Origin of the sequence: Mucilaginibacter lappiensis (genome assembly GCF_900155965.1) — a bacterium.
GTDB lineage: Bacteria > Bacteroidota > Bacteroidia > Sphingobacteriales > Sphingobacteriaceae > Mucilaginibacter > Mucilaginibacter lappiensis.
Genome location: NZ_FTMG01000002.1, coordinates 331,390 through 353,205, shown reverse-complemented (window position 1 = coordinate 353,205; position 21,816 = coordinate 331,390). Strand labels below are relative to the sequence as shown.

21 protein-coding genes are annotated in these 21,816 nt (G+C 41.6%); 3 read left to right on the top strand and 18 right to left on the bottom strand.

From position 1 onward, the window contains the following. Positions 1-1,000 precede the first annotated feature (1,000 nt). On the top strand, positions 1,001-1,681 hold the full coding sequence (locus BW976_RS05700; RefSeq protein ID WP_076371303.1) for a metal-dependent hydrolase: 681 nt from the start codon (positions 1,001-1,003) through the stop codon (positions 1,679-1,681). A 297-nt stretch (positions 1,682-1,978) separates the two neighbouring features. Here BW976_RS05700 and BW976_RS05695 read toward each other — a convergent pair whose 3' ends face one another. From BW976_RS05695 to BW976_RS05670, 6 genes are all read right to left on the bottom strand, one after another. Then, entirely contained in the window at positions 1,979-2,158 is a 180-nt protein-coding gene (locus tag BW976_RS05695; protein WP_076371301.1) for a hypothetical protein, read from the bottom strand. Positions 2,159-2,230: 72 nt separating this feature from the next. Continuing rightward, the gene (locus tag BW976_RS05690) at positions 2,231-3,493 is read right to left on the bottom strand and encodes a glucose-1-phosphate adenylyltransferase (protein WP_076371299.1); all 1,263 of its coding nucleotides are present in this window, start codon (positions 3,491-3,493) and stop codon (positions 2,231-2,233) included. Next, positions 3,483-4,916, bottom strand: a complete 1,434-nt coding sequence (locus BW976_RS05685) for a glycogen synthase (RefSeq protein WP_076371297.1) — start codon at positions 4,914-4,916, stop codon at positions 3,483-3,485. Before BW976_RS05685 ends, BW976_RS05690 begins: the two co-directional genes overlap by 11 nt. 628 nt (positions 4,917-5,544) lie before the next feature. Beyond that, positions 5,545-8,352 (bottom strand): DNA polymerase I, encoded by a 2,808-nt coding sequence (gene polA, locus BW976_RS05680; RefSeq protein ID WP_076371296.1) that lies wholly within the window; start codon positions 8,350-8,352, stop codon positions 5,545-5,547. A 211-nt stretch (positions 8,353-8,563) separates the two neighbouring features. Continuing rightward, on the bottom strand, positions 8,564-9,145 hold the full coding sequence (locus BW976_RS05675) for a DNA-3-methyladenine glycosylase I (protein WP_245834643.1): 582 nt from the start codon (positions 9,143-9,145) through the stop codon (positions 8,564-8,566). A 34-nt stretch (positions 9,146-9,179) separates the two neighbouring features. Continuing rightward, positions 9,180-9,524: a carboxymuconolactone decarboxylase family protein gene (locus BW976_RS05670; protein WP_076371292.1), complete on the bottom strand. Its 345-nt coding sequence runs from the start codon at positions 9,522-9,524 to the stop codon at positions 9,180-9,182. A 422-nt stretch (positions 9,525-9,946) separates the two neighbouring features. On the opposite strand from BW976_RS05670, the gene BW976_RS05665 reads away from it, so the two are divergent. Together BW976_RS05665 and BW976_RS05660 are read left to right on the top strand one after the other, a co-directional pair. Beyond that, the gene (locus BW976_RS05665; protein ID WP_076371290.1) at positions 9,947-11,215 is read left to right on the top strand and encodes a hypothetical protein; all 1,269 of its coding nucleotides are present in this window, start codon (positions 9,947-9,949) and stop codon (positions 11,213-11,215) included. 99 nt (positions 11,216-11,314) lie between these two features. Beyond that, a complete protein-coding gene (locus tag BW976_RS05660; RefSeq protein WP_076371288.1) occupies positions 11,315-11,674 on the top strand; it encodes a VOC family protein in 360 nt (119 codons plus the stop codon). Positions 11,675-11,676: 2 nt separating this feature from the next. On the opposite strand, the gene BW976_RS05655 is transcribed toward BW976_RS05660, so the two are convergent. The 12 genes from BW976_RS05655 to BW976_RS05600 all read right to left on the bottom strand — a co-directional run bounded on the left by BW976_RS05655 (position 11,677) and on the right by BW976_RS05600 (position 21,759). Then, positions 11,677-13,203 (bottom strand): TlpA family protein disulfide reductase, encoded by a 1,527-nt coding sequence (locus BW976_RS05655; protein WP_076371286.1) that lies wholly within the window; start codon positions 13,201-13,203, stop codon positions 11,677-11,679. 100 nt (positions 13,204-13,303) lie between these two features. Continuing rightward, positions 13,304-13,636, bottom strand: coding sequence for an MGMT family protein (locus BW976_RS05650; RefSeq protein WP_175614050.1), 333 nt, complete (start codon positions 13,634-13,636; stop codon positions 13,304-13,306). 147 nt (positions 13,637-13,783) lie between these two features. Continuing rightward, positions 13,784-14,434 (bottom strand): tRNA (guanosine(46)-N7)-methyltransferase TrmB, encoded by a 651-nt coding sequence (gene trmB, locus BW976_RS05645; RefSeq protein ID WP_076371284.1) that lies wholly within the window; start codon positions 14,432-14,434, stop codon positions 13,784-13,786. A 192-nt stretch (positions 14,435-14,626) separates the two neighbouring features. Beyond that, the gene (locus tag BW976_RS05640; protein ID WP_076371282.1) at positions 14,627-15,070 is read right to left on the bottom strand and encodes a hypothetical protein; all 444 of its coding nucleotides are present in this window, start codon (positions 15,068-15,070) and stop codon (positions 14,627-14,629) included. 3 nt (positions 15,071-15,073) lie between these two features. Beyond that, positions 15,074-15,424, bottom strand: coding sequence for a phage holin family protein (locus tag BW976_RS05635; RefSeq protein ID WP_076371280.1), 351 nt, complete (start codon positions 15,422-15,424; stop codon positions 15,074-15,076). Between the two features lie 139 nt (positions 15,425-15,563). Next, positions 15,564-15,830: a YtxH domain-containing protein gene (locus tag BW976_RS05630; RefSeq protein ID WP_076371278.1), complete on the bottom strand. Its 267-nt coding sequence runs from the start codon at positions 15,828-15,830 to the stop codon at positions 15,564-15,566. Positions 15,831-16,087: 257 nt separating this feature from the next. Beyond that, the gene (locus BW976_RS05625) at positions 16,088-17,131 is read right to left on the bottom strand and encodes an AI-2E family transporter (protein ID WP_076371277.1); all 1,044 of its coding nucleotides are present in this window, start codon (positions 17,129-17,131) and stop codon (positions 16,088-16,090) included. Positions 17,132-17,286: 155 nt separating this feature from the next. After that, a complete protein-coding gene (locus tag BW976_RS05620; protein ID WP_076371275.1) occupies positions 17,287-17,490 on the bottom strand; it encodes a hypothetical protein in 204 nt (67 codons plus the stop codon). 1 nt (position 17,491) lies between these two features. Next, positions 17,492-18,913 carry a sigma-54-dependent transcriptional regulator gene (locus tag BW976_RS05615; RefSeq protein ID WP_076371273.1) on the bottom strand — a complete coding sequence of 474 codons (1,422 nt, stop codon included), beginning with the start codon at positions 18,911-18,913 and terminating at the stop codon, positions 17,492-17,494. Positions 18,914-19,083: 170 nt separating this feature from the next. Next, positions 19,084-19,689, bottom strand: a complete 606-nt coding sequence (locus BW976_RS05610; RefSeq protein WP_076371271.1) for a hypothetical protein — start codon at positions 19,687-19,689, stop codon at positions 19,084-19,086. Between the two features lie 395 nt (positions 19,690-20,084). After that, entirely contained in the window at positions 20,085-20,867 is a 783-nt protein-coding gene (locus tag BW976_RS05605; protein WP_076371269.1) for an enoyl-CoA hydratase/isomerase family protein, read from the bottom strand. Positions 20,868-21,360: 493 nt separating this feature from the next. Continuing rightward, complete coding sequence (locus tag BW976_RS05600) at positions 21,361-21,759, bottom strand: hypothetical protein (protein WP_076371267.1); 399 nt, start codon at positions 21,757-21,759, stop codon at positions 21,361-21,363. Between the last annotated feature and the right edge of the window lie 57 nt (positions 21,760-21,816).

The following is a 21,816-nucleotide window of genomic DNA, read 5'->3' as shown; positions in this document are numbered from 1 at the left end:
AATATAACGCATTTTTATGTAAACCCACTTTTGGGACATCCATATACCTCAGGGTCCTTTGCAAGTTAAAGTTAACCCACAAAATTCGCTAACCTAAAATTCCAATAGGAGGCACCTACGGAGCCTATTGATGTGCACTTTAGGACTATAAACACGTGGCCTCTCTGAGGCCGAATAGCACGTCAGGCATACTGTTTACACTATAAAACATTATCGGCCCCAGCGGGGCCACGTGTTTATAGGCAAAATCTGAAGAAATAGTGGACTCCAGCGGAGTCTCCTAATCATAAACTTACTTATTAAGCCTTATTCGGTGCGCATTTAGATTTTATGGGTTAACCTAAATCTGCGAGAGACCCGGTGGACTTGACGGTCACTCGCAGAGAGTCCACAGGTATTGGGAAGACAAAAAACCGCTGTCATTTCGAACGAGTTACGAGGAGAAATCTTATAAAATTTGTAATTAAGGCTTTACATCGCGTATAAGATTTCTCTTTCGCACAACACTCATGCCATCTCAAGCTCTATCGAAATGACAACTTTTATAAAAATCCGGTCTTCCCAATACCTGTGGACTCCAGCCGAGTGACTGCGGAATTATTTCCAGCTTAAATTCCCTCCTTGGGGAGGGGTGCGATGGATAGTGTTGTAGCAGGGAGGGGTTCTCTGCTACCTGCCTTACGAATAAACCCCTCCCCTTCCCCCGCAAGAATTTTGCAAACCCCATAAGGGTTAAAGCTTTGTAGAAAAAGCCAATCCCAATTCAGTGCCGTAGGTACTATACTCAGGTTGCATACCTACGGTATGCCAGATGCTTGTGGTTTGTTTTCTACAAAGCTTTTACTCCTCTGGAGTATCTCTCATCGCCTCTCCCAAGGGAGAGAATCGCACGACTCTAAAGCAGCCCATCTTTGTAACTTTTCTGCCATCAAACAATTATGTGTTAAAACATTTAGTTATAAGTATTTAGCTTTGACCCATCGAACAAATAACTACTAAAATGAAAACTACCTATTACGGACAATCGACCATTGAGATAGAAACCGGCGGCAAAAAGTTGCTGTTTGATCCTTTTATCACCCATAACGCACTGGCTAAACATATTGATATCAATACCATTAAGCCCGACTATATCCTGGTATCTCACGGTCATGGCGACCACGTAGCCGACTTGATCGAGGTGCAAAAAAACAGTGGCGCCAAGGTGATCTGTATAGCCGAGATAGCTAACTGGCTTGGTAGCAAGGGTATCGACAATGTACATGGCATGAATATTGGCGGCGGTTTTAATTTTGAATTTGGCCGTGTTAAAATGGTTAACGCCATACACTCCAGCACCATGCCCGACGGCGCAGCGGGCGGCAACCCTGCAGGGTTTGTGATTTATACCAACGAGGGTAAAAACATATACTTTGCCGGCGATACCGCGCTTACCTATGATATGAAACTGCTAGCCGACGATAACCTGGCCTGGGCCTATTTACCTATCGGCGATAATTATACCATGGGTGCCGATGACGCCATCAAAGCAAGCGGATTTATCAACTGCAAAAACATTATTGGTATGCACTATGATTCGTTCCCGGTGATCAAAATTGATAAAGATGAAGTGGCCGAGAAATTTATTAAAGCCGGTCTTAACTTAAAGCTTCCTGCGATAGGCGAAACTATTGAGTTGTAAGTGGCTATTTTTTTATTGTCATGCTGAACGGAGTGAAGCATCTGATCTACACTGTACATATTTGTAAATAGATCCTTCGTTCCTCAGAATGACAAGATTCTTAAATTACCGCCGTTGTTGGTGTTGTCACCAACAATAATCTGCACGAGTAATTAACCAGCACGTATAATGTTGGTGACAACACCAACATTGGCGGCGGGATCCTTCGTTCCTCGGGATGACAAGATTATTAAATTGCCTATTCAACAAAAAGGCCTCCTGAAAATTTCGGGAGGCCTTTTTGTTTTTTGAAGAAGACTACATTTTGGTGGTATCTTTTTTCATTTTTCCGTCTTTCTTCATTTTTTTGTGCTTCATTTTTTTCTTGGTAGTATCGGTTTGCATGGTACTGTGTACGGTTTTTACCGGTACTCCATAAGCGAAAACGCTTCCGAAAGAAATCGCTGTTAGGGCGATTATACAAAGTGCCTTTTTCATAGTTTTTACGTTTTAAATAGTTTTATACTATCTATAACAAACCAACCACAAATTGTTTGTATTAATTTTTAGTTAAATAATTGTACCATCAGGTATAACCGCGCGTTTTTTGATCACTACTATGCCATCCTGTACAGTGTGCGTGTCAAAATCTCCGTCAGGTAACGTTTTACCCATGTTTATTTTAACATCGTTACCGATGTAGGTATTTTTATCAATAATGGCATTCTTGATCTGGCATCTTTCGCCTATACCCATTATCGGCGAATGGTCTAATTTTAGTTCGGCTATCTGCTCCAGGGTTTGATAACTATCGTTACCCATTACATAACAGTTTTCTATGGTGGTTTCTACACCGATACGAGTCCGGATACCGATCAGGGAGCGAATGATTGTTTTAGCGTTAATGATGCAGCCATCGGCAATAATGGTTTTTTCCATCGTTGTGCCTGATATTTTTGACGGTGGCAGCATTCGCGCCCTGGTGTAAATATGATTTTCGCCAAACAGGTTAAATTTGGGTATATCATCTGTTAACCCCAGGTTGGCTTCAAAAAACGATGGAATAGTACCGATGTCTGTCCAGTAACCTTCATATTGGAAACTTGCCACCTTGTGCTTAGCTATTGATTGCGGGATGATCTCTTTTCCAAAGTCTGTACGATCGTTCCCTTCCAGCAATTCATATAAAAGTTTACGGTTAAATATATAAATACCCATCGAAGCCAGGTAAACCCGGCCTTCGGCCTTCATTTCGTCGCTTACGTCTGATGCCCAGCTTTCAAAATCCGTTTTTGGTTTTTCCACAAAGGCGGTAACCATGCTGTTTTCATCTGTTTTTAGTATGCCAAAACCCGGAACATCAGCAGCGTCAACCGGAATAGTGGCTATGGAGATTTCGGCACCCGTATCAATATGATGATTGATCATTTCCTCAAAATCCATCTGGTATAACTGATCGCCCGACAGGATCAGCACATAATCAAACTCATGAACTGACAAATGATGCAAGCTTTGCCTTACCGCGTCTGCTGTGCCCTGAAACCAGGCTCCGCTTGTAGGCGTTTGCTCAGCTGCCAAAATATCAACAAAAGCATCACTAAAACTGCTAAAATGATACGTGTTTTTGATGTGCTTATTTAACGATGCCGAGTTAAACTGCGTTAATACATAAATGCGCGTAATTCCCGAGTGCAGGCAGTTGGAAATAGGAATATCAACCAACCGGTATTTACCGGCAATAGGAACTGCGGGTTTAGAGCGTGTTGCCGTAAGGGGGGATAAACGACTGCCCTGGCCACCGCCAAGTACAATGGAAATTACTTTAGATGTCATATCTCGTAGGGTTTAAACTTTCATACAGATCAATATATTCTTTTGCCGAACGGTCCCACGAAAAATCGAGTGCCATCATGCGTTTGCGCAATTGCTGCAATTGTGTTGTATTTTGATAAAGGGTATTAGCACGAACAATGGCATGGCCAATATCATCAACACTGGCATTATTAAAACGGATGCCGTAGCCTCCTTCGTCGCCAAAATCAATTACTGAGTCTATCAATCCGCCGGTGCTCCTAACCAATGGCATAGTTCCATACCGTAAAGAGTAAAGCTGGTTAAGGCCGCAAGGTTCAACCCGCGAGGGCATTAGTAAAAAATCGGCACCAGCATAAATGAGGTGAGCCAATGCTTCGTCATACCCGATGAACACATTGCACTGTTCCGGATATTTTTCTTTCAATTCCAGCAGGGCGGTTTCCATTTCTTTATCGCCAGAGCCAAGGATCAGGAAGTTAGCTTGTCCTTCGTTTTCTGTGATGCTCCGCTCAATGGCCTCAGGAAGCAGATCGGCGCCTTTTTCAACTACTAAACGACCAATAAAAACAAAAAGAGGTTTAGCGGCATCCAGAGCAAAGCGCTCGCAGATCACATTTTTATTAGCCTGTTTTCCTTTGGCTATTTGTTTAGCTGTAAATTTTGTAGCAATCATGGGATCCGTTTGCGGGTTCCATACATCGGTATCAATACCATTGATAATGCCATAGCCTTTAGCGCTTTCCGCCCAGAACAGATACTCCAGCCCGTTGGAATTCACCGTAAGCTCATGCAGATAGGTGGGCGATACGGTGGTATATTTCCAGCAGCATTTTACAGCCGCCGCCAGCGGGTTAATACCTCCGGCCCAATCCAGCAAGCCTGTTTTTGTCAGGTCGATCTCGGGCAGGTACGATAGGTTATCCCAGCCAAAAGCGCCATGATACTGCCCATTGTGAATGGTGAATACGGTAGGCGTATTAACCAATCGTTGGTATAACTTGGAGTGGTACAACAGGAATGGCACCAGCCCCGAGTGATGATCATGACAATGGATCACATCGGGTGTTTGCCCGCTATAACTTATCCAATCTAAAAAAGCCAGCTGAAAAGCGATAAACTGCTCCCGTTCATCAGGATAGCTGTATATATTTTCGCGATCAAGCAGGCCAGGTATTTTAACCAGGTACAACTCAAAGCCCAGCTTATTGGTTTTTTCTTTCAGAATCTCAAAAAAAAGTCTGCGGGTACCCAGCAAAGTAGCCGCGCTGAAAACCACCTCAAATTCGTTTTCGCGGGTAAACTTTCGATCGTAAAAAGGCATCACAACAGCAGCCTGCAAACCCGCCTGATTTTGGTATTTGGGCAAAGCCCCAACCACATCAGCAAGCCCGCCAACCTTGGCAACGGGGTAACATTCGGCACTCAGATGGTATATTTTCATTAAGGTTTTATTGGTTCAATTTAAGCAAAGATTGCTAAAAGAGAAACCTATATGAATTAATATAGTTTTTGAAATTTAGTCCGATTATTGTAAAAAACTTATTAAGGTTTTGTGCCTTACTTTGCAGTATTTGCACCAAAAACGAGGAAAATGGAAAGTGCCGGGTTGGGTCACCGGATACACTAAGCGGACATTGTGATTCTAAAAACTCTTATATTTTATCTTATTCGTAAATAAATTGTCGTCGCCCTCCATTGGCGCAAGTCTTGTGCTGCGAGGCGGTGAGCAAAGGCTGACTTGTGACTACTCCAAAAATAAGAGGAACAAGCGCAAGTCATCTACCCACTAAGCATCCGCACAAGACTTGCACTAAAAAAGGGAAAGCTAATCAATTAAGGTGTCATCCTGAGCGATAGCGAAGGATCTTCTGCCTCAGAAAAGCACCCGGCTATTGCCTGTTGAAGAAGATTCTTCGCTATCGCTCAGAATGACAAAATTCATTTTGGCATCTTCCGAACAGCTATAGACTGGAGCCGAGCGATTGCACGATCTTTTTAGATATCGTTGTTGATAACAAATCAACATTAGAAAAAAAATCTTATTCCCGACTCTAATCTCTTGACTCTATTTAATGCGCTTCCAGCCAGTTCAATCCCGTGCCAATCTCTACCATGATAGGCACCTCAGTTTTGATGGCGGTTTTCATATTGTGCATAATAATGGGTTTAATGAGCTCAATTTCGTCATGAGGCACATCAAACACCAACTCATCATGTACCTGCATGGTCATTTTTGCATCCAGTTTTTGGGCTTTTAGTTCCCGGTGGATATTGATCATGGCTATCTTGATCATATCGGCTGCTGAACCTTGTATAGGAGCATTAATGGCATTTCGTTCGGCAAAGCCACGTACGGTAGCATTGGCCGAATTGATATCGCGCAGATATCTGCGCCTGCCCATCAATGTGGTTACATAACCGTTTTCGCGGGCAAAGTTCATGGTATCGGTCATGTATTGTTTTATACCCGGGAACTGGGCAAAGTACTGCTCAATGATATCAGCAGCTTCTTTACGCGGGATACCCAGGTTTTGCGATAAACCAAATGCCGACTGTCCGTAAATGATACCGAAGTTAACCGCTTTGGCATTACGGCGCTGATCGCTGGTTACTTCATTTAGGGCTATACCGTACACATTGGCGGCTGTAGCGGTGTGGATGTCCAGGTTATCAACAAAGGCCTGCATCATATTAGGATCCTTACTGATCTCGGCAATAATACGGAGCTCTATCTGCGAATAATCCGCCGATACAATGCTGTGCCCGCTATCACGCGGAATAAAGGCTTTACGCACCTCACGACCACGCTCGGTACGGATGGGTATGTTTTGCAAATTGGGGTTCACGCTGCTTAAACGCCCGGTTGCAGCAACAGCCTGGTTATAGGAGGTATGCACACGGCCGGTTTTAGGGTTAACCATGGTTGGCAGGGCATCTACATAAGTCGATTTGAGTTTTTGTAACTGACGAAAATCCAGGATGTCCCGCACGATATCGCTTTTGGCAGCAAGAGACAATAACACATCCTCGCCGGTTTGGTATTGTCCCGTTTTGGTTTTTTTGGCTTTTGGATCAAGCATCAGTTTTTCAAACAATACCTCGCCCAGTTGCTTTGGCGATGCGATATTAAACCGCACGCCTGCTTTTTCATATACTGTTTTTTCAAAACCGGCAATGTCTGTTTCCAATTGTTTGGAGAATTCGCGCAGGGTATCGTGATCAATTTTTACACCCTCAAACTCCATATCGGCCAGCACATATATCAGCGGATGCTCAACTTCATTGATCAGCTTTTCGCTCTCTACCTGTTTTAATTTAGGCTCAAAAATAGATTTAAGCTGCAGGGTGATATCAGCATCTTCGGCGGCATACTCTTTGATCTTTTCTATCTCCACATCGCGCATATTGCCCTGGTTTTTCCCTTTGGGGCCAATAAGCGTAGTGATGGAAACCGGTTTATAACCCAGGTAATTTTCCGAAAGGATATCCATACCATGGCGCGTATCCGGATCGATCACATAGTGCGCCATCATGGTATCAAACAAGCCACCTTTTACCTGGATGCTATACCATTTCAACACCAGGATATCATATTTAATATTTTGCCCTATTTTGTTGATGCCTTCATGCTCCAGTACAGGTTTAAATTCGGTCGCGATACTTTTGGCATCATCCTGATTTTCCGGAACGGGTACATACCATGCCTCGCCGGGTTTTATCGCGAATGAAAGGCCCACCAATTCACAATTGTTAGCATCGGTGCCGGTAGTTTCGGTATCAAAACAAATGGTTTGTTGTTTTAGCAACAGGGCTATCAGTTCCGCGCGCTTCTCTGGCGTATCTGCCAGGTGATATTCGTGCGGTACGTTGTCAATGTTCTTAGCAGCAATGGCAGGGGGTTCATAAATATCCTCCACATCAACGGTCATGGTAGTGCGGGCGGTAGCTACCGGATCACCAAACAAATCGGTTTGTACCGAAACCGCTTTCATTTCGGTAACGCTGAAATCATCACCAAAAACCCGCTTGCCTAAAGTGCGGAATTCCAGTTCGGCAAAAAGCGGTTCCAGCAGGTCTTTGCTTGGCTCGCCCATTTGCAGTCCTTCTTCATCCAGCTCTACCGGGACGTTTAGCAGTATAGTAGCCAGCTTTTTAGAAAGGAGTCCTTGTTCGGCAAAATTCTCTACGTTTTCACGTTGCTTACCTTTTAACTCGTGGCTGTGGGCAATGATCTCTTCCATCGAGCCGTATTGTTTGATCAGGGCCTTGGCCGTTTTTTCGCCAATGCCAAGGATACCTGGGATGTTATCCACCGCATCGCCCCATAAACCCAAAATATCAATAACCTGTTCTACGCGTTCAATTTCCCATTTCTCCAGCACTTCCTTTACACCCAGTATCTCCATTTCGTTACCCATGCGGGCAGGTTTGTAGATGCGGATGTTCTCAGATACCAATTGCGCAAAATCCTTATCTGGAGTCATACAATATACCTGGTAGCCTTTTTGTTCGGCTTTTTTAGCCAGGGTACCAATAATATCATCAGCCTCATAACCATCAGACGTAATAACCGGGATGTTGAAACCCAGTATCACCTTGATCACGTAGGGCAGGGCTTTGGACAGATCCTCGGGCATGGCCTCGCGATGGGCTTTGTAGGCCTCATAATCGGTATGGCGCTCGGTTGGGGCCTCGGTATCAAATACTACAGCCATATGGGTTGGCTTTTCTTTTTTCAAAACATCCAGCAGGGTATTGGTAAAACCCATTACTGCCGAGGTATTCAAGCCGTTTGAGGTAAACCGCGGACTTTTACTTAAAGCAAAATGCGCCCGGTAAATAAGGGCCATGCCATCCAAAAGAAATAATTTTTTCATTGGTTATGATTACACTGATATGGTTGTGATTTCACCGATATATGGCGACAGCACTGATTATCAGCAGATATATACTAAAGATTAAATTGATCTGTATCTTTTCAAAAATACAATTTATGTTGATGAATAGTGACCAACCTCTTTCTAAAAATCAAATCCAGATATCATCCTCAAAAATCAGTAAAATCGTCAAACAAATCGGTTTAATCCCCTACCTAAAATCGCAGCTGGCCAAATGGTCGTTCACCATCCCTGTAGCCTGCATGTGCGCATAGCAAATGGTGGTGCCGAAAAATTTGAAACCGCGTTTTTTCATATCCTTGCTGATGGCATCAGATATAGCCGTACTCGCAGGTACGCTCCATTCCGGGTGATTGATGATCGGCTTACCATCGGGCATAAAGCTGTAGAGATATTTATCAAACGAACCAAACTCCTGTTGTACTTTGATAAACAGCTGCGCGTTATTGATAGCCGCCAGAATTTTAAGCCGGTTGCGGATAATACCCGTATCCTGCATCAGGCGCTCTACGTCATCATCGGTAAAGGCAGCTACTTTTTTAACCTCAAAATTGACAAACGCTTTCCTATACCCTTCACGGCGACGCAAAATGGTGATCCAGCTTAAACCGGCTTGTGCCGATTCGAGGACAAGGAACTCAAACAGAACCTTATCGTCATGCGTGGTTTTGCCCCATTCTTTATCATGGTACTCCATGTACAGCGGGTCAGTACCGGCCCATGAACAGCGTTTTAAGTCGAAAGTCTTAAGTTTTGAGTCTGAAGTCATCATTTTTGTGATTAAAAGTTATGAAACCTGTTGTTTGCTAAGCTTCATTCAATTCATCCCAATACTCCACCGCCCGGCGGTAGTGAGGTATGACGATAGAGCCGCCCACCAGGTTGGCAATCATGAATATTTCGTTCAGTTCATCGCTGTTTACGCCGGCTGCATGGCATTTACCCAGGTGGTATTTGATACAATCGTCGCAGCGTAAAACCATACTGGCTACCAGGCCCAGCATTTCTTTGGTTTTAACATCCAGCGCGCCATCGGCATAGCTGGTGGTGTCCAGCGCAAAAAAGCGTTTTATATTGGTATTGGCGGTTTTCATGACCCTGTCGTTCATTTTGGTACGATAGGCGTCAAATTCTTCTACAAGTTTTCCCACGGGAGTTTTAATTAGTGAATTATTGAGTTGGTGAATTAGTGATTATCAAAAACTTTTTAAAGGTATGCTTTTAACATTTTCTGGCCTAAAAAGGAGCTAAAAACGGGTCAAAACCACCCAAAACTCATTCATAAACATCGATTTTAACACTTTTTAACAAATCCTTGATGTGTTTTGAAAGATTTAAAAAGCATCATACAATTCATAATCAATCAACTACATACCAAACGGTTGGTTTTTGTTGCTTTTCTTTTCTTAATTAAACAGCCCTGCTCTTTTGTAAAAAGCAGAGCTGTTATTTACACAAATTTACTAAACTAATTAGCATTTACACAATGTGGACTTATTGCTTTTTTAGATAATTTTTCGCGACCACTATTTCTGTTGCTTTATTTATACTTTTGTAAACCTAATTCTTATAAATGAAACAATTATTTTGCCTGCTGCTTTTGCTGTCACAGGCTCCCCTTTTTTTACAGGCTCAAAGCAATTACAAACCAGGTTACGTTATTAACAGTAAAAATGATACGCTTAAGGGATTTGTAGACTATCGTGAGTGGCTCAAAAATCCCCGGGAAATCAATTTTAAACAAACACAGGCTGCGGCAACACCGCAAAAATTCACCGTGGCAAACGCCAATGGCTTTGCGATAACGAATGCCGAATATTACGACAAATTTACGGTTAACATAAGTACCAGTACCGTTGAATTGGCACAATTAAGCCACTCGCCGGATACAGCCTATACAACCGATACCGTTTTTTTACAAAATCTGGTTAATGGTAAAAACGTTTCGCTTTATGCATGGACCGACAACCTCAAATCCAGCTACTATATCTTTAACAAGCAGACCCATACCATTGAATACCTGAGGCAATACCTGTATTTTGATGAGGAGAGCAGATCTGTTACCGGCATTAACGGCTACATTAGCCAACTATTAAGACTAGCCTACCAATATCTGCCGGGCGATACCAAAATTATTACCAGGATACAGAAGGCCAATTATGCTGAAAGCGACCTTACATCGGCTGTCATTGCGTTAAACGGCGGTAAAGCTACCCAGCAGACGGTCAACTCCAATTCTGGTGTTCGTTTTTTTGCAGGGGCAGGCTTACGTTACAGCAAGCTGCAATTTAACAGCTCTGCGGGGCAAGCCGGCCCATTTAGTAATGGCATACATGACAACGCTATTTCTCCCGTTATAGCGGCAGGAATGGATCTATTGATCAATAAGTACACAGAAAAGCTGCTTTTTAGACTAGAAATTACCGGTGCCGTAAACAGTTACCACTTTTCCGAAGCATCTGCAACTAACATTACTACAAATGCGCTTGACGTAAAAGTGTATCACTTATCTGCCGTACCTCAAATCATGTATAACTTTTACTCGACCGACAAACTCAAAGCATTTATTGATTTAGGCGTGGCCATGAACTTTTATAAATACAATAATTACAATTACACAACTACCTATCATTACAGCACTATAACATCTGTGACAGCACAAAACAAATACCCTGATTTACAGGGATTTGAATTTTCGATACCAGTAAAAGCAGGCGTACAGATCAATAAGCGCATGGAGGTTTACGGAGCTTACTGGCTGCCATCCTCCCTTAGCAAATACCTTTATTTTTCCGCCGATCAGTCGGCATTCCAAGCTGGCGTAAATTATATTTTCCGATAGTTATTATCTGTTTAAGTGCCGTCTTTTTTATCTTTGAATTTACCGGGATAAAAAGGACGGCTTTTTTGTACCTGTCGAATTTTCATCAAACATAACTCCATGATCAACTTTAAGCGAGCCGACCATATCCATATCTGCGTTCCGCCTGAAAGACTGGAAGAAGCCCGGCGGTTTTATACCAACATTATTGGCCTGGAACCAACAGAGCGTCCCCGTGTTTTTTCGTCGGCAGGGTATTGGTTCCGGATAGCAGATATCGAACTGCATATTGGGGTGGAGGATAGCCATCCCCGCTCTATAAGGCATACAGCTTTTGAGGTTAGTGATGTGCTGGCTGCACGCATATACCTGGAAAGCCATGGATTAGAAATAATGGAAGAACCCCTGATTGCCGGCCGGGAACGTTTTGCTTTTATTGATCCGTTTGGCAACCGGATGGAATTGCTCCAGCTATTATAATATCACTTCATAGCCAACGCCTCTTCCAGCTGTTTAATTAAAACATCTCTTTTCATCGGATAACCCGCTTTTGACTGTTCATAGGTGCCATCCTTTTTAAGGATCACATAGGTTGGATAACCCCTGCCTTTCACTTTTCCCATAATATCAGTACTCAGCTTTTCATTAGATAAAATATGTGTGCCTTTTAAATCAAAATAAGCAATTAACTCTTTCCATTTTTTTTCATTGGTGGAGTCATAATTAGCTATATATAAATAATCCAAGTCTTTGCCTTTAAAATACGCTTTAATGGCGTGGCTGTTCTTTTCAATTTCACTCCGGCAGGGGCCGCACCAGGTACCCCACATATCTAATAACACGGTTTTTCCTTTTGTTATAGCCAGCACATCCTCAAACGAATTTAGCTTTGTTCCGTTATCGGTCACAAAAACCATTTCATTGCTTAACGTCTGTTGTTGTCTTTTGGCTATAGAGTCAATGGAGGGCCCAAACCATTCTACATATTTACTCCCTGGATATTGTTTTTTAAAACGCTCAAAAATTTGAACCAGATTTACAGGGTTACGCTCTTCCAATGAGCCATCAAACAACACACCATACTCATACTCCGCTGCTTTTCCGGTAAAATATTTATGGATTATTTTTTCCTGCAGTAGGTTTGTCATATCATCACTGAACAACTTTTTGCCCTCTTCAACATTAGTATTGTACCATTGTTTATAAAAATCATCTGGGGTTTCATTGCTTGCGCTCCATAGGCGTTCTTTTTCGCGCAATAAAAAATTCCGGAGCAAGCCCAGATATTGGTCGGCAATTAAGGCGTCATCATTACTTAGTTTAATGGCTGAAAATAAACTATCGGTTGCGCGGTTCCATGATGCAACATTACGGTGATATGCATCCTTATCAACATAATATTTAGCTTGCTCTTTAAAGCCATAGTAAACGTCCGGGGCATAATATTGTAAATTATATTGCCAGCTTTTAATGAAGGCTGCAGATGGTTTATATTTCATCGAATAGGTATCGAACGCCTTTTTATTTAGATTGTACTGTTTATTGATAACAGCAACAACCTGGTTGGGTAGTGTATCTTTATTAAACTTATTTAGGTCAATATCAATTAAGTTCCCGGCTAATGGCTGATTATTATTGCTCCCTTTGCCAGTAACCACAATGCCATTATCTTTTTGATTAAAATCGGCCTTAAAAAAGACATCATCGCCTGGCGATAAAAAAAAGTGATAATTCAGGGACTTTGTGCGGGTGGAGTCGGCATCACAATACAAATTAATAAATACAGGTTGAGTTAAGCTGATGGTATACGAGCCAGTTTTTTGCTTATCCAATGCCAAAGTGATTTCTCCCTTTTGCAAAAAATCACGACTGAAACTATAATAGGGTATCCATAAATAACAATCGGTACTTGTTGTATTGGCAATATTGATATGTAAAGTGGCGGTTTGCGCTGAGGATACTTGTACAAATATTCCAGCCAGGATGAAGCATAAAAAAAACTTTTTCATAGGTGCGATAAACGATTAATAATCAGGCTATATAAAGATATATCTTTTAATATTACGCTTTATATAATTAACTTATTTTAACATATACCGCAACCCCGGCTCATAAAGCCAGTTCGATGTTTGGGTCCCAGTATACGGTTTTAAACTCCTGTACCTGATCATCCTTTACTTTTACACCTTCGCTTTCCAGCAATTCGGCCATCAGGTTGCCGCCGAAATGAAATTTGGCGGTAAGCAAACCCTGGCGGTTCACTACCCGGTGTGCTGGCACTTTAGGCACTACTTTGCCTGCTGCCTGCATGGCGTAACCCACCATACGCGATGAGCCTTTTGTGCCCAGATAACTGGCAATGGCGCCATAAGAGGTTACCCTGCCCACCGGTATGAGCCGGGCCACCTGATATACTTTATCAAAAAAATTAATATCGTCCATGATCAAAAAGCTTAAAGTTGAAAGCAGAAAGCTCAAAGCTAAGATACGGCTTATAAACGCAATCACGATGTGCGAGGTACGAAGCAATGACGCGTGAATTGGTTTCTTTATCCTATAGTCTCATAATCCCACAGACCCCAAATCCTCTTAAGCAAACGAGAATTTAAGGTAGTTAATGTTCTTATTATCTTTTAAGTATTTTTTTTCGTAATATGTTTTAATGGATAGCACCTCATCGGCATGGGGCGAATGATACAGATCTTCCGTCCTTATATGGAGTTTGAGCTTCAGCTCCTCTATCTTTTCGGCGGTATAAGCGTGCAGGCCGTCATTGTCGGTTTTTAAATTCACGCATCCGCCCGGTCTTAATATTTCGATATACTTATCTAAGAAGCGGGGAGAAGTGAGGCGTTTTTTTTCGCGGCTCAACTGAGGCTGCGGATCGGGAAAGGTTATCCAAATCTCGTCAACTTCGCCAGGGGCAAAATAATCGAGCAGGTTTTCGATCTGGATGCGTAAAAAGGCCACGTTGGTTACGTTTTCTTCCAGCGCGGTTTTGGCCCCGCGCCAAATGCGGTTGCCTTTATAATCAATACCAATAAAGTTTTTATCTGGAAACAGCGTGGCCAGGTTCACCGTGTATTCGCCTTTGCCACAGGCCAGCTCCAACACCACCGGGTTATTATTCTTAAAAAAACCTTTGCCCCATTCGTCTTTAAAGGGTTTACCGGCATCTAACTGTAATACGTTGCTAAAGGTGTCAATTTCGGCAAAGCGTCTGATTTTATCTTTTCCCACTTTTTTAAATAAAGTGCAAAAATAGGCTTTTCTGCAAACTGTGAAACTTTTGAGGTGTTTTGGTATCTTTTCACAAGTGGACTATTGTAGAGACGCATATTTGCGTCTCCTGCCAAATAGTGCCGACAAACATAATTGAATGCAAAAAGACGCAAATATGCGTCTTTACATTAACACCTAAGACTTAAAGTGCTACATCACTACCGGCGGCGGTACATTGGGCATGCCACCTTTACGCGGAGTTTCCGCTTTACTTGAAATGGCCGAATGAACTGCAGATTTTACTTTATCCCATAAACCATGTATGGCATCACTGCTGATATAGTTTGAGGCTTTTTGCGATACCAGGCCAACTAGTGTTTTAACTAAAAAGTTAGAGCGTTTAAACAGCGTTTTATTCAGCGTAACGGGCAATACAATTCTGGAGAGTAAACCAAAAAAGTCCTGGTTAAAAATACCCGGATGGTCATCGCCGTCCTTTCTATTTCCAGAATTTATTAACGACATGATACTGGCAAATATAGCCGAGGGGCTATTAAAGCGCTTGCCCAGTTCTTGGCCCTGCTGGGCTTCAATAATGCGTATCCTCGCAATCTCTTCCTGCAAATCTGTAATATTTTTTATTGAAACGTCCATACTTTATTTTTTAAACAGTTTTTGTATGAAAAGGTTAATCAACGGCTTTTCAATACGCTCTTTATTGAGCTTTACAACAACGGCTATTATTAAATAAATAAGTGCTACACACCCAAAGCCCTCCCAATCTGAATTTAACAAATAGGCCAGATAAAAAGCTAAAGTAAGACTGGCAAACATAAAGGCCAGCACCATGCTTACTGCGGTAATAACATCCGTAATCATACTGGCTAAAATTGAAGTTCCACCTTCAATAGCCTCATATTTCAAAAGCTTAAAACGCGTTTCGGCATATTCTTTCAGCTGGTCAACAATGGGAGGTAATGGTGGTGGTGTTTCTTTTTTGGCTTCCATAGATATTATTGATGTGAGTATCTTGTTTGTTATATTGGTATCAAGTAGCTAGTATCACGACAGCTGCATTTGTTTTAAGACGTTTGCAAAAAGTCTTGATACTAGCTACTTGATACTCATACCTGATACTAAAAGTAAATTAAGCGTGTTCCAGATCGTCCTGATACTCTTCTTCGGCCCCTCTGATCTTTGATTTTATGTTTTCAACTACCTTATCTTTTAACCCTACCAGGTTATCAATTTCGGCTGCTGCGGTATCTTTTATTGATTCGCCCAGATTTTTTAATGATTCGGTTAGCTTGTCGCGTGTTTCATTACCTTTATCAGGTGCAAACAAAATTCCCAGGGCTGCTCCTGCTGCCAGGCCGGCAAGCAATGCAACAACTACTTTTGTGTTATCATTCATTGTAATATAATTTTAAGTTGAACATTCCTTTTTCTCAGGTTCGCGTTATCTGTTACGGGTTTCGTGTTATCCGGGCCGAAACACTCGCACCCGCCACACGATCCCCACATCTCGATCCTCACTTCCGCAATATATAGATTAAATATCCTGCCAAATATTACAGATCGGCCAATTTTTCTGCAATTTCTGTATAATTTATTTTTTTAACTCCCAATAGTGCTTTGTCCAATGTTCACAAAACTATTCAATTCACTCTGTCAGTTTTCGGGTGTTGTATGTATCCGTTCCAGTCTATCGGCTGCCATTCTGTTCGTTTCGTATATCTCCAGCAACAATAAAAAATACGACAATAATACCGGCCCGAAAACCAGGCCCAGTATCCCAAAAAGCGGCAATCCTATAAACACCCCTACAACGGATATAATAGGGTGTGTATTGGCTATACGCTTATTAATGATCATGCGCAAAACATTATCAATATTGCCAATAACCAGCAAGCCATAAATCAGTAATAAAACCCCTTTTAACGTATGTCCCTGCGCAAATAATAAAATACTGGCGGGTATAGAAAGCGTTGGCGCCCCTACCACCGGCAAAAAGGATATAAAGGCCCCTATTACACCCCAAAACACCGCGTCGGGTATTCCAAACAGGTAAAAGCCAATGGCCAGCAGCGTACCTTGTATAACGGCTATTATTCCCTGTCCTAAAACGTTAGAATAGGTAGAATCGCGTAGGGCGGATGCGAATTTTAATGCGTGTTGTTCACGAAATGGGGCGTATTTTAATAAACCAGCCTCAAATTCACGTATTTGCGTAAGCATAAAGTATAACAAAAAGTACAGCACCAACAAGGTGATAATGATATTGGCTGCGCTGCTTAGTATGGACGGAAAAAGCTCGGTACCAAATGAGCCCAATTTTTGAAGGGTATTCTCTGCAAAACGCGGCTGGTTAAGATTGGTTGCCGCAAACGCGTCAATTTTAGACGTCCACTGTTCAATAGGTAACGATTTAATATTGATGCTGGATATTTTACCCACCACCATGATACTTAGTAACAAGAAGGGAATTACGATAACTACCAGCGAAGAAAATATGATAAGCAAAGCCACCAGTACCCGGCTCCATCCTTTTTTTTCGACCAGATACAGATACAGTGGCCTGAAGATGGTGAACAACACAATGGCCCCTAATATGGAGCTGAATAAACCACTGAGTGCGTACAACAAAAAACAACCTAGTATAATGATGCTTACCAGGATAATGTTATTACGTTGCTTATAGTTAAAAATTGACATTGGGTATCAGGTTTGGGTATCAAGTATCAGGACTTTAATTGTACAGATACCCGCTAAAATTGTTTAAATAATGTTTGATCTTTAGGATACTGTACATTGTGCACCAATTTACAAATATCTTGATACTTGATACTAGCTACTTGATACTAAAAAAGCTAATCGGTGTTGTTTAGTAAATTGTTTATCTGGGTTGAACTTGTTAAAATAGTATCCAGATAAAATAAACAATCGTCAGAAAGATCAGGGATCTCATACTTCAACTGTTCCAGCGCCAGATGAATATTGGAAAGCTGGTTTTTAATATCATGTTTTAACTTACGCAAGTTGTCGTTATTACTCCTTGCTGGTATATCTTCCATTTTATTTCAGGTTGATGGCCTTCATCTTATTATACAACGTTTTACGGTCGATATTTAATATTTCGGCTGCCTTGGTTTTATTAAAGTTCACTTCTCTTAAAACTTTAATAATGGTTTCGTATTCGGCTTCAAGGGCGGCGTTTTTCAGGTCATGCCGTGGTTCCTTTACTTCGGGCGTTTCGTTTACCTGGTTATAAGCCTGTTCAAATGAAGGCGCCTTAAAGTTGGAGATCTCCAGCGGCAATGCTTTCATTGTGATCTCGTTATCCTCTGCCAGCAAGGCTGCCCGCCTGATCACGTTTTTCAGCTCGCGGATATTGCCCGGCCACCTGTAGTTCATAAAACAGTCAATCACCTCGGGAGCAAACGTGCTTACATTACGCCCAAGTTCATTATTGGCTATCTTTAAAAAATGTTCGGCCAATAGCATAATATCGTTGCCCCTTTCGCGCAGTGGTGGCATGTATATGGTAAATTCATTAAAACGATGGTACAAATCTTCCCTGAACTTACCTTTTAATATGCCGTCCTGCAGGCTTTCATTGGTGGCTATAATAATGCGCACGTCCAGATCAATCTCTTTGGTACTGCCTATCCTTTTAACTTTTCGTTCCTGAACGGTGCGCAGCAGAGCAGCCTGTATCTCGTAGGAAAGATTGCCTACCTCATCCAAAAACAGGGTACCTCCGTTGGCCATTTCAAAATGCCCTATTTTGGTATAAAGTGCGCCGGTGAATGATCCCTTTTCGTGACCAAAAAATTCGCTGGCCGCCAGCTCCTTGGTTAATGAACCGCAGTCCATCGCAATAAAGGGCTGGTTATGCCGCTGGCTGTTCAAGTGTATACTTTTTGCTACCGACTCTTTACCCGTGCCGCTTTCACCCAATATAATTACGCTGTAATTGGTAGGCGCCACCAACTCTATCTGGCGTTGCAATTCTTTTGATGATTTGCTGCTGCCGGCAACAAATTCGCTGGCAAACACTAGTTTTTTATTGTCGCGGCTTTTTGATTTTTCGGTAACCACATTATTGTCGTCGCCGGTATCTTCAACCAGGGCGTAGTGCGTTTCAACGGCTTTATTAATGGTATTTAATATTTCGTCGGGATATAAGGGCTTGGTGATATAGTCATAAGCTCCCATTTTTATCAACTCAACGGCCATCTTAATATCCGAGTAACCTGTAATAATGATAACCCCGGTTTTGGGATATTGAGTTTTGATATTCCGGAGCATTTCGCGGCCATCGGTATCTTCTAACCTGAAATCACATAACACCAGGTTAAACTCGTCATTTTTAAGGGCTTCCATACCGCTTGTTCCACTTGATGCGGTGCTTACATCAAAGCCATTACGGGTTAAAAATTTAGATAGCAATAAAGCCACATTAACTTCATCATCAATGATGAGGATTTTCTTCATAAGAGCAATACTGATAACGGTAAATGTATTAAACGCGTTTAAGTTACAAACAATGTTGCTAATTTATAGAGCCTAATTTAAAAAACGGGCCTTTTACCACAAAAAAGGGCAAACAAAAAGGGCAGCCAATTGGCTGCCCTTTTTGTTAATTAGGTACATGTAGGGCCATATTAAAAGCCGTATGCTACACGTAGGCCTAAGAAGCTTACTTTGCTTTGGTCAACACCAGTAGCATATTTTGTAGTTGCTTCATAACGGATACCGGCATCAATAAAGTTACCATTTGCGCTGATAGGGAATTGAACACCTACTTGCGGAGCATAAACAAATGCGGTTGATTTGTTAACACCAACATCTTTTTTGTTTAACAAAAATGCTGCACCAGCTTCGCCTTGAACATAAAAGTTTGGAATAATGAAGTATTTTAAACCAGCTTTTACAGGGATCAATTGAAAGTTTGTAACATCAGCACCTTGAACACCACCGATATTCTTTTTACCAAAGATATTGTTGTAACCTGCGTTAACAGTAACAAATAATTGGTTTGAAATAACCGGGATATCCGCTTGTACCGAACCACCTAAATTCCATTTGTAGTTATCTTTAAAGTTACCCAATGGGATACCTGCGTCAACACCAATGCTGTAACGGATACCGTTGTTGGTGGTGGTTGATGTAGTAGTAGTTGTTGTTGGGGTAGATGTTTGTGCTTTAGCGCCAAATGCAAGTCCTGCAAATGCTAAAACAAGGGCCGAAATTTTAAATGAATTTTTCATAACAATTGTGTGTTTTTGATATATGTTTTATAAACACAATGCAAAGTAAAGCACAGAAACATATATGATTTTTCATCCAAAAGTCACGAATATTTAATCGATTGATTAACAATGATTTATTTTTTGACCAATCTGGTATTTTGGTCAGCCCAGTGTAAAATTGATTTTTTACACTCCTATTAGTGTCAAATTAACACAGAATTAACATAGCTTTTCACCCGGCAAAAAACAGGTTTCATGCGTGTTTTTTGCTTTTTGGGAACCTTTCACAACCTATAGGTATAAACACAGCTCTCGAAAAAGGCCTAAAATTGAATCCTGTTAACAAAATTTTAACACCTGTAATTTTGTCAATGACGAAACCTGAAGCTAAAAGGAGGAGAGAAGCGATTGAACTACTCCCCTTTAAACGCGGCTTTACGTTTTTCTAAAAAGGCAGCAACGCCTTCTTTAAAATCTTTGGTGCCAAAGCATTTTCCAAATTGGGCTATCTCGATCCCGTAACCGTCAACGCCATCGGTAAAGCCCGCATTTACGGAGTGGATGGCAGCGGCAAGAGCCAATGGTGCTCTCAGCAATATTTTCTGCAATAACTCTTCGGCTTTAACCAACAAATCTTCGGGACAAAACACATACGTAACCAGGCCATATTGATGAGCTTCTACGGCGGTTATCATATCGGCAGTCAATATCATTTCCAGCGCTTTGCCTTTTCCTATCAATTGGGCCAGGCGCTGGGTACCACCATAACCGGGTATTAAACCCAGGGTTACTTCGGGTAAACCCATTTTTGCAGTTTCAGAAGCAATACGGATATGACAGGCCATAGCCAACTCCAAACCACCGCCCAATGCAAAACCATTGATGGCCGCTATTACGGGTTTATTACCATTGGCAATCAGGTTAAATACCTCTATTTGTCCTTTCCTGGCAAGCGCTGTACCTGCATCGATACCCAGATTGGCAAATTCACTGATATCGGCACCGGCCACAAAAGCCTTGGCTCCCGTTCCTGTAATAATAATGCCACCAACCGCGGGATCTTTAAAAGCTGCCGCAAAAGCCACGTGCAGTTCGGCAAGAGTATCCCGGTTAAGTGCGTTAAGTTTGCTTTCGCGGTTAATGATGATGTATTGTATACGTTCTTTGTTTTCTATCAGCAGATTTTGAAATTCCATAGGGTTGTTTTATTTAAAAATTACAGCGCTCATGCACCCAATTTGTAAAACTATATTGGTGAGCATAAAAGTAATAAGAAACTTAAAATAATATCGAATAATGAATTTTGAACGCCGAACATCGAACCACATCTTTGTCCCGCCCAAAACCAACCTTATAAAATTCAAACCAACTGCTCTTCGCAAAAACTTTTTAAAGCCCTATTTTAACACTTTTCTGATCGAAATAAGGGAGAAATCAGATTGAAACCATTCAAAACCTGTTCGAAAACATCGATTTTAACACTTTTTAACAAATTTTTGGCAGGGTTTATAAGATTTAAAAAGATGCATAAGATTGACTATCAAATAACTACATGCCAAACAATCGATTTTTGAGCCTTTTTATCTCTTTAACCAAACAGCCCTGCTTACAATTTTCAAGTAAGCAGGGCTGGGCGTTGGATGTACTTAAAGATACAAAAAATGTTTGGGGTTTACGTCCCGTAAACAATTACTGCTTTTTTAACCTATAGGTATAATTAAACCCAGCACCTTTTTTCACCAGGATTAAACTATCACCCTTGGTTGTCGAGGTGTAGGTACCATTGAGCAAAAGGCCCCAATCAAAATTGGCCGTATGCACGGTGCTGTCTGTAAAAGCGATCTGATTGTTACCGGTAGCGTAGCTACCTTTGCTCGAAACTCCAAAAGCTGTATTTAAAGTAGCCTGGTAGGTTTTACCAGAAATTACAACTTTGGCCGTAGCGTTAGTTGCATCGGTACTTGAAGATGTAAACGCACCGGTATACGTTCCGTCCAATTTTTGAGGGGGTGCCGTTGCTTTGTCTTTAGTACAAGCGGTAAAACTTAGCGTGGCAGATAGCAAGATAAAAAAGATAGGGGTTTTCATAATTTGTTTTTTTAACCATTACGGCCATTTTATCTATGACGTAACAGTTAGATAAAA